The organism is Chitinophaga costaii (assembly GCF_900094705.1).
GTDB classification, from domain to species: Bacteria; Bacteroidota; Bacteroidia; order Chitinophagales; family Chitinophagaceae; genus Chitinophaga; species Chitinophaga costaii.
Genome location: NZ_FMAR01000018.1, coordinates 52,608 through 65,792, shown reverse-complemented (window position 1 = coordinate 65,792; position 13,185 = coordinate 52,608). Strand labels below are relative to the sequence as shown.

Sequence of the window (13,185 nt, the reverse complement as noted above, 5' to 3'; positions counted from 1 at the left end):
TAGCAGATATATCATCGGGAGAAACAGTTATTGATACTTGTCAGTCCACCACTTGACCGGGTTCTTATAAGCCAGGAAAATAGCAGGTATCATTCTTAAAATGTACGACCATGAAGCAAATGAGTAAAAGTGCGGCATTCGCGCACCTGGTTGGCGCAAATGAAATTGCAGGTCTTGAAGCAAAGAACATTTATTTTAAACATACCCTGGCCGAAACTTTAATGTCGGACACGCATAAAGAACAGTTGGATTACTTTGAATATTTTCAAAACCGCTTCCTTCAGTTAGACGAGAAAATTGGTTTGTTAAAGATAGATATGACACTATTTGAAACGCCCTCCCTATATCCCCTGCACATGACCCAGCACCTGAACAACGAGCCGCAGGGGCTGGCTTACAGCATTAAAACCCGGTACGATATGATTTGCTGCGAAATACAAATGCTGGAAAAAGAGTTTAAGCACTTTCTGCAAGAAACGCATCCACTATAAGCGTCCACTATCCCTATCACCCCAGTCATAAGAGGGTCGGCATCATGAGTGCTGGCCCTTCTTGTAATGGGCTTAACTGCCCTGTCAGCTAAAACGGTGATTGTCAAAGTAATATTTGCCTGTTTACATTATTTTCAGAAGACAAAAAGGGACGGCATAACGCCGTCCTTTTTGTAGTTGTGTCCCCGGAGCTTGCCCGCCCGGATGGTATTTTATTAGGGATGCATAATACATTAGGGAGTAATGGATACCCATAGCAGTAAATAGTACGTGTATTGAATAGTGGAAAGCTACGTTAACACCTTCACCCCTACACTGACAGTGCTTAGCGCCGTGAATGATTTTAATCAGTATTTAGAAAACCCGCCTGCTTACAGGGATCAGTATCTTTTGTGAGGGTAGTTATTGGTCACCGGCTCCAGGCATATTAACTTTTCAGCAGGATATAAAGATCACTCACTTATAAAACCATTTTATGAAAGTCGAAGAATATTCCATTATGGTAAACTACGGGGGGCAGCCAATAAACGTGCCTGTGAAAATAGTGGAAAGCGGGTTGCTTTGCCGGATTTGCGCCCTGGTGGATGGCGCGGAGGTGTATTACGTGCGGACACCCCACGACGAACTGATACCTATGTGTCATACCCGGGATTTTGACCCGGAATTATTGTACCGCATCGGCCATGAAATACAGCGGCAGCACAGCGCATCCACCTGTAATGTTTGAATGGACATTGCCTTAATTTATGTAATAGCTGCCATGGCCCGGACTGATCCGGGCCTTTTTCGTGCCCGGAAAAACTGGCGCTTTTTTGGGTGATCACGATCAGGGATACAGATGAGGGGGATTACCGGGCCTACTCATTCACATCATAGGCCAACCTCCTATTCCTGCCTAATTTGAGCCTTCATTCGTAAGCCCTCCATTGGGCAGGTTGTTTCTTCACTTGCTAATTAATTTGCTATGTGGTTATCCGTTAAGATCTCTGCCTTTGTCATCATGGTGTTGGGTATGATCGCTTTTATGCGCCGCTACTTTCACCAGCGTTTTTTTCAGCGCACCCTGCGGGAAAAAAACCGGTTGCTGGCGCAGGCCCCGGCCTATGCGCGCACTGCCGCAGACCATGCAGCCCATCATTGCCCGCTTATTGTGACCCGCTGGTTGCAGCACAGCGGCGCCTTGGAGCATGATCTGGCACAAACGGTACACCTTTACCAAAGCGGTATGCTGCGTGCCACGCCCAATGGAAAATGGCTGCCTTTTCACGCGGAACAGTGGTACACCGTCCCCAATCCCGGCTTTCTCTGGACGGCCACCGTGCAGGCTGCACCAGGCATACCGCTATTGGCTAGGGATTTATACTTTGAAAGCCGGGGCGACCTCCAGATAAAACTTGATGGAATTTTCCCAATGGCACATTCCCAGGGCTTTCCAGTAGACCAGGGATCGCTGATCCGTTTCCTGGCAGAAATTGTGTGGTTTCCCAGTGCCGCTTTATCGAATTATATTGAATGGGAACAGATAGATACTGTTACCGCAAGGGCAGCCATGTCATACGGGCGAATTACAGATGGTGTGATATTTCATTTTGATGCCTTCGGCGATGTGGAGCGCCTGGAAGCAGAACGGTATTATTCCCATGGCAGCCTGGCTACGCTGGAAAAATGGACCATGCGGGTAATACCGGGCAGTTACAAAACATTTTCGGGCATCCGGGTACCCACGGAGCTGGAAGTAACCTGGGGATTGCCGGAAGGCGATTTTACCTGGCTAAAACTCTGCATCAGCGATGTTGAATACAATATAGAGCTGGATGGCCTGCGCCTGCGGCGTCAGGTAGCGGTGGCGTATTGATCCACTATCTTATTTTTTAATCATCCAGCTATGACCATGTGGCACCTGCGGCTTTGTAGTGAAAAATGGTGGTAGATTTAACATTATTTAGCGATCAACTGGTCCAGTACCGGCTGGTTGGTGGTTTTTAATACCGCCTGTTGCGCCGCATTAATTTGCTCAAATATTACAACTTCGTTGTCTCCCCTTTTCAACCAACAACCCGGCACGTATAAAGTTTGCTGTGGCCCTACTTTCCAATAGCGGCCCAGGTTATGGCCGTTTACAAACACAATGCCTTTGCCCCAGGCTTTCATATCTAAAAACGTATCGCCTGTTTTGTTCAATGAAAAATGACCACCGTATAATACGGGATGACCACTTACATAGTTGTTCGCGGTTAATACTGGTGGCTGCTCCATAGGCAGGCCATACATATTCCAGTGGCCCGTAATTTCGTTACCGTTTATCAGTACCGGGCTAATAATACCTTTCGTGTTATGCACAATATCTCCCCCATAATTAATACGGCCCATGTTCTCTACCAAAATGTCTAGCGTAGCGTTAAAAGGAATATCAATATCGCAATCGTATTGCTTGTAATACCGGTTCAATTCTCCCACCAGCTTTCCGTTCACGTATACCAATGCATAATCGCGCAGGCCTTTGATAACAAGTTTTCCAGCTATAGGCTGCTTAAAATTACGGCTATATAACACATAGCCATGGCCCTGGTTCAGGTCTTCAAAACTCATGGGTGTATCGGCCACCACGGGTTTTATCTTTTGTTTAAATGTGAACAGATCCACAGCCTTATCAAAACGAATATCTGGTATGGTTATAATGGGCAGCGGCGCGGGCACGGGGGGCAGCGGCGTTTTACTATAAGCCTGAAACAGCGTGCGCAGCGCATTGTATTTAGGCGTGGCTACTCCTGCTTCGCTAATGGGCGCATCGTAGTCGTAGCTGGTCATATCCGGCTGTATGTCGTGATCATTATCATAGTTAGCGCCGCTGGTGAAGCCAAAGTTCGTACCGCCATGCACCATGTAAAAGTTGAACGACACACCTTCTTTTATATATTTTCCCGTTTGTTTTACCACATCATCCGTACTCACCTTCGGAAAAGGTTCCGCCCAGTGATCCAACCAGCCGGGATAGTATTCAGCCACCATGTAAGGCCCTTCATCATGGTGATATTGGTTCACCACCTTTTTAAGGTTGTCTACGTTGTCTTCCCCGTTTGCCGTGGGCAAGGTACCGGCTATAGTTCCGCCTTCAAAGAGCCAACTGCCATCGGAAGTAAAGAGCGGAACCGTGACACCACCAGCCACCAATGCGTCTTTGATAGCGAGGGAATAAGCCTTGTGGGTAGTAAGCGAAATATCTTTTCGCTGGGCCACGTACGAGCCAAATTCATTTTCTGCCTGTATCATGATTACCGGGCCACCTTGCGTAATCTGCAAGTCTTTTACCTGATTCATTAATTCTTTTATATAGTTTCGGCAGGAATCGAGGAAAGGCGCATTATTTGTGCGGATTTCCAGCGATTTTTCTTTTTGCAGCCACCAGGGATAGCCGCCAAACTCCCATTCAGCGCAAGCATATGGGCCGGGGCGCAAAATCACCAAGAGCCCCTCCTCACCGGCAGTTTTAATAAAAGCGCGGAGATTATGATTGCCCGTATTCCAATCCCATACACCCGGCGCTGTTTCCTGGTAGTTCCAGAACACGTAAGTGGCCACTGTATTAAGTCCCATGGCTTTCATCATCTTCAGCCGGTGTCGCCAATATTCCTGTGGCACCCTTGCAAAGTGCATCTCACCGGAATGTATCTGGATGGGCTGCCCATCATACTGAAAAGCACCATCGCGTACCTCAAAACGATGTTGCTGTGCAAATACAGGATGAAGGCTTGCACACAGCAAACCGGCAAAAAATAATTTCTTCATACAGTTGAATTAAGCGATCCTGTAATGTTAGTCAAAAAAAAACAGATCCTTTCTTTATTCACCTCAAAATGCGCAAACGATTGTGTGCAGTTCTCCTGTAAAAACAGGTCTTATATTGCGTATTGCTTCCATAGCTATCATTTCACAATGACTTCTTGCAGCGGGATGCGGCTTATCTTATAACATGGCCGCTCCGCTCTGATCCGGTATAAAGCCGGTATCTGTTCCTTCCGGAAAAACCACATAGGCACGTTTCCAGGGTTCGTCGTTAATGAGCCGCCACTTGTGTCCTGTGCCAGTGGTGTCTGTTGCCACGAGTATGTCGCCCGGGTGGATGATGCAGGTTTCACCACCGGAGGTCGTAAATTCCAGCACGCCGGCCAGCGTGATCACGTATTGTGTAGCAGGCGCGGTATGCCAATCGTAGGCGCCATGGGGCGGGGTTTCTTTAAAATGAGCCGTGGTAGTACCTACCCGTATATCTGTGCGAAGGTGGCCAGGTGTTATATGCGAATGGCCATCCGGGCCGGTATATAAAAGGAATGCTTTGATCATGGTATGAATATAATGTCTATGGTGGTGATATCAGGGCAGTTTGGCCACTAATCTTTCCGGCATCCATTTCAGCAGCAGGTAGATCAGCTTCCACTTAAAACCTGGCACAATGGTAAATGCTTTGCCTGCCTGTACCACTGCGCGGGCAATGAAAGCGGGCTCCAGCAGCAGGGCCTCCGGCAGTGATAGCCCTGCCGTCATTTTACTGCGGATATAACCGGCCACGATCACATTCACCGTAACCCGGCGGGCAAAGAGGTATTGCCGCAGGCCGGCCAGGTATTGGGTGAAGGCCGCTTTAGTACTCCCGTATATAAAATTGCTCTTCCTGCCCCGCACACCAGACAGCGAGGAAAGGCCAATGATCCGCTCCAGGCGATCGTTCCCCATATCGGTAACGATGATGTTGAGGATGGATACAGCGCCCGCATAGTGTACCTGCATCATGCGGAAGCTGCCATCAAAATCGTGTAAGGCAACTTCATTGGGTTGGAGATACCCTGCCGCATATACCACGACGTGTGGCTTTTCGGGCAGTTGGGCATAAAAACCGGCATGGCTTTGAAAATCGGTGGCATCGAAAGGAAGGATGGTCACTTCGCCGGGTTGGGAAATTTCCTTTGCTACAAACAGGCGTAGCGCTTCGGTGCTGCGGGATGCAGCGATCACGCGATAACCTAATTGGATGTATTGCAGGATGGATGCTTTGGCCACATCGGAATTGGCCCCCAGCAGGAGTACGGTTTTACGTTGCATCATCAAAGATAAAAGCCTTCCGGGATTCCCGGATCAACTGCCGGAGGTTTTTAGGAATAACCCTTGTAAAAACAGGTAAAGCCACCTGACTGAACCTACATAAACCCTCTTCGTATACAGCGGTATAATTCCTTACTATCCAGAAGGATACCGCTATCCCACAGGAAAGTAGCATGCTACCGGAACCAAAGAAAGATAGCTTTGTTGAAAACTTTAGCAAATGAAAATCTTACACTTGGTGACGAGTTCGCGTGGCGCCCAATCCTTTAGTAAAAAATTAGGTGTTGCCATTGTGGAAAAACTGCAAGCCGCTGAAGCAGGCAGCACTGTGCAAACGCATGATCTAACGGCTACGCCCTTCCCACACCTGGAAGAAGTGCATATCAATTCTTTCTATACCCCCCTGGAAGCACGCACACCGGAGCTGAATGCAGCCGTAAAACATTCTGATGAGGCCATTGCCGAACTACTGGCCGCCGATGTTATTGTGATCGATGTACCGATGTACAACTTTAATATCCCTTCAACACTGAAGGCCTGGATAGATCACATTGCCCGCGCAGGAAAAACCTTCCGCTATGGCGAAGGTGGCCCCGAAGGACTGGTGAAGGGCAAAAAAGTGTACCTCTCTATTTCCACTGGTGGCGTATACTCAGAAGGGCCCATGAAAGCCTATGATTTTACGGAGCCTTACCTGCGGTTTATGCTGGGTTTCCTGGGCATGACAGATATTACCGTATATCGCGTGGAAGGCGTGAACCTACCCAGCCTCCAGGATGCTGCCCTGCCGAAAGCAATTGCAGCGATTGCAGTGTAGGGTGCGGGCGTGCATTTGTATGTCCTCATGGGTAGCGGACTATCAGGCCCGCTAGCCGAACATAAGGCTTTTATAAACAGCGGGTGTTTCTTATTCATGAAACACCCGCTGCTTATTTATTAGGGATGCGTTATTTTAATAATATTCACCTCTCAAAAAGCCGTTTACTTCTATTAACTCGAGGTTATTGGTCCAGAAGAACAATACAATTTTTTGATAAAAAATGTACACTGCCTGATTAATGCGAAAACCCTCAAAATACAGATTGCCATTTCTTTCACGGCTCACATAACGTAATTATACCTTATTCTTGTAACAGTGATGCTCGCGCTATCATTCAGGCTGTACGCTGCTGATCTGTAACTTTTGCCCGCGTTCGCTGAACCACCTCGACTGCGTTTATACAATGGCATTACCCGCTGTCATCATTGACCCACAGCCTTTTATGACGACAGTGGAAAATAAAACCGTAATTTTGAGGTCAGTCGTTTTCGAATCTTACAAAGGCACCGTCGCATGGCGTTGTTACACCAAATAAGATAAGCCGATTGAAAGATAACAAAGCATCAATGACTGAAAAAAAGAATAAATCAGCTATAACCAGAAAAGGCTGATCTCAGCAGCCTGTCGCGATTAATAACTATAAGTAACACATGAACTCACATACACTTGATAATCCAGTATGGAGCGCGTTGACTTCCGGAAATAATAACCTGGCCCTGGGTAATGAGGCGGTCAAATATTTTCCTGGCGAGGTTTCCTCTTTTGCTGCGATTGCTGCATTTGATCCGGCTAACTTTCAACGCCTGTATGATATTATACCGTTTAAGACACCTATAGCTATTTTCACCATTAACAAAGCACTGATCCCGGATCCCTGGAAAATTGCAGGCCGCATTGATTGTGTGCAGATGCTGCTGCATGAAACAATTAAACCGGTGAAAAAAGATGCATCCATAAAAACCCTGGACGAACTGCACATACCCGATATGTTAGCATTAACAAAACTGACCAATCCAGGACCTTTTTTACAAAGGACCATTGATTTTGGCCATTATGAAGGCATATTTGATGAAAGAAAACTGGTAGCGATGGCAGGTCAACGGTTACATAGCGGCCACTTTGCTGAAATAAGCGCGGTATGTACACACCCTGATTACACAGGCAGGGGTTATGCCAGTCAATTAATCCTGCATCAAGCGCAAAGAATACAGTCGCTGGAAGAAACACCATTTCTGCACGTAAAAGATGATAATGTAAGAGCCATCAAAATTTATGAAGCCCTGGGCTTTTCGATCCGGTGTCCAATAGTTGTTTACTTGCTCAAGAAGTAAGCAGCTACTACATAAATATTTCACATCATTTCAAATTTTACTATTTTTAACATCCCTGCCATTATATGTCTTAAAAAAGGAGCGGGTGGTTCATGATGCAGCTTATCTCAAACGACACAGACAAAGCGTTATTAAACGGTATTGCTGCCGGAGATGAAGTTGCTTACAGCCTATTATTTGAACGTTACTGGGATGTCATTTACTCTGCCGCCCTCCTGCTAACCAAATCCCCCGAAATTTCAGAAGACATTACCCAGGATGTTTTTGTCATGATTTGGGAAAAGCGGTGCGAGCTGGCCCGTGTAGATAATCTCCAGGCCTTCCTGTTTGTGAGTGCCCGCAACAAAATCTTTAGCCGGCTACGCAAACTGGGCAGCCAGGATAGCTACCAGGAATACCTACGCCTGTACCTGTGCGAAAGCCAGGGCATTGGCGGGGAAGCACAGATTTATTCCCGCAATTTGGAGCAACTTTTGCAGCGTGCAGTGATGAAGCTGCCGCCCCAGCAGCAGAAGGCTTTCCGGCTGAGCCGTTTTGAAGGGATGGATCATACACAGATTGCCGCGCTCATGGGCGTTTCCAAGGTGACGATTAAAAGTTATATTGTACAGGCACTGGCCACGCTCCGGAAAGTGTTTTCCCATTACACCCTCCCTTTTCTCATCGGCATTTTTCTCCATCCTTAATTTTTTTTTCGATTGGACACCTCCTTTTAGATCGGTTATGCGTCATTCATGGTGTACGGCCAGGGAAACGCTGTATATAATACGTTATGGAACCTACTTCGCTCGCTATCCTTATTAAAAGATATATTCACGATGAACTACAGGAAGAAGAAGTAGCCCAGTTATGGGAAACGCTGCGGGAAGACCAGCACCAGGAAAAATGGGAAGCCGCCATGACGGCCCTGCTGGAAGACGAGGCAGCCCATGGCCTGTCTGACCCGGCCAAAATGGAGCAGGTGTGGGCACGCATTCAACCACGCCCCTCACGGAGTATGCAACCTATAACATCCGGAAAATGGCGGTGGCTGGCTGCCGCCGCCGTGGTATCCGTCATGGCGGGTGCCAGCACCTATTTCGTATTACTCCGGCATCCCCGCACGGTGGCCGTAGCCGTACATCCTGCTACACCATTGCCCTCCCCGGTGAAACCCGGTAACAACAAGGCCGTGCTTACCCTGGCAAACGGCACCCAGATACCGTTGGACAGTAGCGGCAACGGTGCGGTAGCGGTGCAGGGCAACAGCCAAATTCTTCAGCAAAGTAATGGACAGCTTACTTACAAAAACAGCGGTACCACGGCTGCCGGTCAGCTACAATATAACAACCTGCATATTCCACGGGGTGGCCAGTTCCGCATCACCCTCTCTGATGGTACGAAGGTTTGGTTAAACGCCGCCTCCGACCTGCATTACCCCGCTTCTTTCACCGGCACGGATCGCCGGGTAGAACTTACCGGCGAGGCCTATTTCGAAGTAGCGCAACTACCAGCCAAACCATTTAAGGTAATTGTGCACAACACGGAGATACAAGTACTGGGTACCAACTTTAACGTAAAAGCCTATCAAGACGAACCCATTACCCAAACCACCTTACTGGAGGGTGCGGTGAAAATGAAAACCGGCAGCCAGGAAGCCCGGCTGCGGCCTGGACAGCAGGCGCAGGTACAGGCGGGTGGTATGCTTACCATAAAAGATGAGGTGGATGTAGAAGAAGTGGTGGCCTGGAAAAATGGCTATTTCCAGTTTAACCATGAAAAAATAAGTGGTGTGATGAAACAGTTATCCCGCTGGTATAACCTGGAGGTCAGTTACCAGGGAAACATCCCCGCCCGCGAATTTGGCGGAAGAATAGCCCGCAGCAGCAGCATTGAAGAAATTATCAGGATACTGGAGCTAAGCAAGATTCACGTTAAAATAGACAACCATAAAATCATCGTCATGCCATGAAACCAATTAAACGTTATGAAAAGTAAATAACCACACTATTATGTTGCCTAAAAAAAAACCGGAAGTGTTGTAGCACTCCCGGCGGCCGTTTGGGCAACACTTGAAAATCGTTCCACGACGCTCACCGCACCTGGTATAATGCCGGGCGGGCTTTTATTACCCAAACAAACCAAATGTATGATTTTTAGTGCTATTATGCGGCGCCCGGCTTGTCCACCGCCAGGGCTTGCCCAAACATTCCTCGTTATGAAATTGTCTGCCATCATTTTATTAACCGCTTGTTTGCAGGTGAGCGCAAAAGGGTATTCCCAGGATATCACCCTTTCAGAAAAAAATGCCTCCCTACAGAAAATATTCCGGCTCATCGAAAAGCAAACGGGATATGCCTTCTTTTTTGATCACACTCTCGTAGACCAGGTCCCTAAGATCAGCATAGCTACCCAATCGTCTTCACTGGAAAATGTTATGACCCTGTGCCTGAAAAACCTGCCCCTCACCTATACCATTGTCGGAAAAAATGTGGTCATAGCGTCCAGGGAAGAACGCGCCGCGCGGGCTGACGCACCCGCGCTGGAAGACATTCATGGAAAGGTGACGGATGAAACTGGCACTCCACTACCCGGCGCCACGGTGATGGTGAAAGGCAGTAAAAACGGCACGCAGGCCAGTGCAGATGGCACATTCCGGCTTAATGCGCCGAATGGCGCGGTGCTGGTTATATCCTACCTGGGTTATGAAACCCTGGAAGTAACGGTAACCAACAACGAGCCACTCGCCATTGTGCTAAAAACCGCTATCAATAAAACCTCCGAAATAGTGGTAGTGGGCTACGGCACGGTGAAAAAAAGTGATCTCACCGGCTCAATATCCCAAATAAAATCGGCCGACATTACCAGTCAGCCGGTAACTAATGTAATGCAGGCCCTCAGCGGTCGTGCGCCGGGCGTGCGGGTACTACAAAATAATGGCGCACCTGGTGGCGCTATCAGCGTGCGTATCAGGGGTATTAATTCTATCCTGGGCGGCAATGAACCCTTGTATGTGATAGATGGATTCCCGTACGATGGTAATCCCGACTTCCTGCAACCAGGTGATATTGCTTCCATGGAAATTCTTAAAGACGCCTCCTCCACTGCCATTTACGGTTCCAGGGGCGCCAATGGCATTGTAATGATAACTACCAACGCCGGTAAAAAGAATGACCAAACGCGGGTAGATTTCAGCACCAGTTACAGCATTCAGTCGGTGACAAAGAAAATGAAGCTGATGAATGCCCAACAATATGCTACGCTTTACAATGAACAGGCGGCCAATGATCACCTGGCACCTTACTTCACGCAGGCGCAGATAGATTCCTTTGGCCTTAGTGCAGGTACCGACTGGCAAGACCTGGTAATGCACCATGCACCACTTTCCAGCACAAGTGCTACGGTAAGTGGCGGATCGGAAAAGACCCGTTTCTCCGTGTCTGCCGGCGCTTTCCTGCAGGATGGTATTATCCGCAATACAGATTTTAAAAGATATTCCCTGCGGGGCAGCATAGAACACGATATCAGCAAGATCTTCACCATCTCTTATAACGCAACGCTGGTACAGTATGGCGGGGATGAGCAGAACAGCCTATTGGGCAACCGGGGCAGCGACGTGGTATCTGGCATGCTCATGGCGCCACCTACCTTGTCGCCCTACCTGCCGGATGGCAGTTACCGCCGCCTCAACACGGCCTACCCATTTATCTCTAACGCCATCAATAACCCCATGGTGGCCATTAATGAAACATCGAACAAACTAAAACGCAACCGCGTGTTCACCAATGCCGCGTTAACGATTAAGCCATTAGACGGCCTCTCTATCCGCATATCCGGTGGCCTCAATAATATAGATGATCGCCGCGATCAATACGCCAACATAGAGCCTTCCAATAATTCCGTAGGTACGGCCACGGTAAGCACCGCACAAGCTACTAACCTGCTGAATGAAAACGTGGTGAACTATTCCAAAACCTTTGGCCTGCACGCCATCAACGCCACGGCAGGTTTTACCTACCAGGAAAATTCCTCTACCACGCTGATAGGCTCCGGCATAGGTTTCCTCAGCGATGTAACCGGTACAGGCGCCCTGCAAAGTGCAGGCACACCCGGCATACCGCAAACCAGTTATGAAAGATGGGTGTTGATGTCTTACCTCGGGCGACTGAACTATACCCTGGCCGAAAAATACCTCATTACGGTGAGTGTACGCCGGGATGGATCTTCCCGTTATTCTGCCGGCAATAAATGGGGCAACTTCCCTTCTGCCGCCATTGCCTGGCGAGCTTCCAACGAACCTTTCCTTAAAAATTCGCGGGTGATCAGCGACCTGAAAGTAAGGGCCAGTTATGGAGCCAGTGGCAGCACGGCTATCAGTCCTTACCAGACCCTGAACCTGCTCACTCCTTCTAACACAGTGTTTGGCGATGGACTACATATAGGCTACGCGCCCGGCACTACATTACCCGGCAACCTGAAATGGGAAACTACTTATCAGGCCGATTTTGGCGTAGATGCCAGTTTTTTGGATAACCGGCTCCACATTACCGCAGATCTTTATGATAAGAAAACTAAAAACCTGCTGAATAATGTACAGTTGCCCGCATCGATTGGTTATCAAACCACCGTGCAAAATATTGGTGAAATGCAGAACCGTGGCATGGAATTCAGCGCCGACGCCACCATATTCAGAAAAGCAGTAACCTGGAATGTAGGGGCTAACATTGCCTTTAACAAAAACAAGGTAGTGAAGCTTTACAACGGGCAGGATATTTATGGCAGTGCGCTGTATACCGGTTCGCTAAACGATTATATAAACCTGCTGCGGGAAGGACAACCCTTTGGCATTTTTTATGGCTACAAGGAACAAGGGTATACCGCTACGGGTAATATTCAATATGAAGACCGCAGCAAAGACGGGGTAATTAGTCCCGCAGATAAAACCTATATCGGCAACCCCAATCCTAAGTTTATCTATGGTTTTAATTCTTCGCTCACCTATAAAGGCTTTGAATTTACCCTGTTCATCCAGGGATCACAGGGCAATGATATTTATAACCTGAACCAGGCCGCCACGCTGGACCTCGGCATGGGCCTGAACCTGCCGGCAGCAGTAGCTACCGATCATTGGACGCCGGACCATACCAATGCCAAATATCCCAAAATCACCAATACGATTACGGCGAATATGTCTAACCGCTTTGTAGAAGACGGCTCTTACCTGCGGTTTAAAAACATACAGCTAGCCTACAACATTCCACTCAAAACCACCAACCTCAAATGGTTTAAGAAAGCACAGGTATTCGTAAGCGGACAAAACCTGATCACCATCACCCATTACTCGTGGTACGATCCGGAAATAAATGCCTATGGTTCTGGCAATTCTATTGCACAGGGTATTGACTATGCCACCTACCCAGCCAGCAAATCGGTTACGTGTGGCATTCGGTGTGGTTTCTGATCTTTT

11 protein-coding genes are annotated in these 13,185 nt (G+C 48.1%); 8 read left to right on the top strand and 3 right to left on the bottom strand.

Annotation, left to right across the window (positions count from 1 at the left end):
• Positions 1-110: 110 nt before the first annotated feature.
• The 3 genes from GA0116948_RS19025 (at position 111) to GA0116948_RS19015 (ending at position 2,346) form a co-directional block, all read left to right on the top strand.
• The gene (locus tag GA0116948_RS19025; RefSeq protein WP_089715170.1) at positions 111-491 is read left to right on the top strand and encodes a hypothetical protein; all 381 of its coding nucleotides are present in this window, start codon (positions 111-113) and stop codon (positions 489-491) included.
• A gap of 475 nt (positions 492-966) precedes the next feature.
• Positions 967-1,218, top strand: coding sequence for a hypothetical protein (locus GA0116948_RS19020; RefSeq protein WP_089715168.1), 252 nt, complete (start codon positions 967-969; stop codon positions 1,216-1,218).
• 237 nt (positions 1,219-1,455) lie between these two features.
• Positions 1,456-2,346 (top strand): DUF6544 family protein, encoded by an 891-nt coding sequence (locus GA0116948_RS19015; protein WP_123891841.1) that lies wholly within the window; start codon positions 1,456-1,458, stop codon positions 2,344-2,346.
• An 83-nt stretch (positions 2,347-2,429) separates the two neighbouring features.
• Here GA0116948_RS19015 and GA0116948_RS19010 read toward each other — a convergent pair whose 3' ends face one another.
• The 3 genes from GA0116948_RS19010 to GA0116948_RS19000 all read right to left on the bottom strand — a co-directional run bounded on the left by GA0116948_RS19010 (position 2,430) and on the right by GA0116948_RS19000 (position 5,591).
• Positions 2,430-4,277 (bottom strand): beta-galactosidase, encoded by a 1,848-nt coding sequence (locus GA0116948_RS19010; RefSeq protein ID WP_089715164.1) that lies wholly within the window; start codon positions 4,275-4,277, stop codon positions 2,430-2,432.
• A gap of 177 nt (positions 4,278-4,454) precedes the next feature.
• Positions 4,455-4,832: a cupin domain-containing protein gene (locus GA0116948_RS19005; RefSeq protein WP_089715162.1), complete on the bottom strand. Its 378-nt coding sequence runs from the start codon at positions 4,830-4,832 to the stop codon at positions 4,455-4,457.
• A 30-nt stretch (positions 4,833-4,862) separates the two neighbouring features.
• Positions 4,863-5,591, bottom strand: coding sequence for an SDR family NAD(P)-dependent oxidoreductase (locus GA0116948_RS19000; protein ID WP_240619236.1), 729 nt, complete (start codon positions 5,589-5,591; stop codon positions 4,863-4,865).
• 217 nt (positions 5,592-5,808) lie between these two features.
• Between GA0116948_RS19000 and GA0116948_RS18995 the strand changes: the two genes are divergently transcribed.
• The 5 genes from GA0116948_RS18995 to GA0116948_RS18975 all read left to right on the top strand — a co-directional run bounded on the left by GA0116948_RS18995 (position 5,809) and on the right by GA0116948_RS18975 (position 13,179).
• The gene (locus GA0116948_RS18995) at positions 5,809-6,405 is read left to right on the top strand and encodes an FMN-dependent NADH-azoreductase (protein WP_089715161.1); all 597 of its coding nucleotides are present in this window, start codon (positions 5,809-5,811) and stop codon (positions 6,403-6,405) included.
• Positions 6,406-7,058: 653 nt separating this feature from the next.
• Positions 7,059-7,739 carry a GNAT family N-acetyltransferase gene (locus tag GA0116948_RS18990; protein ID WP_089715159.1) on the top strand — a complete coding sequence of 227 codons (681 nt, stop codon included), beginning with the start codon at positions 7,059-7,061 and terminating at the stop codon, positions 7,737-7,739.
• Positions 7,740-7,831: 92 nt separating this feature from the next.
• A complete protein-coding gene (locus GA0116948_RS18985; RefSeq protein WP_089715158.1) occupies positions 7,832-8,425 on the top strand; it encodes an RNA polymerase sigma-70 factor in 594 nt (197 codons plus the stop codon).
• Between the two features lie 86 nt (positions 8,426-8,511).
• On the top strand, positions 8,512-9,690 hold the full coding sequence (locus GA0116948_RS18980) for a FecR family protein (RefSeq protein ID WP_089715156.1): 1,179 nt from the start codon (positions 8,512-8,514) through the stop codon (positions 9,688-9,690).
• 246 nt (positions 9,691-9,936) lie between these two features.
• Complete coding sequence (locus GA0116948_RS18975) at positions 9,937-13,179, top strand: TonB-dependent receptor (RefSeq protein ID WP_205686163.1); 3,243 nt, start codon at positions 9,937-9,939, stop codon at positions 13,177-13,179.
• The last annotated feature ends 6 nt before the right edge of the window (positions 13,180-13,185 follow it).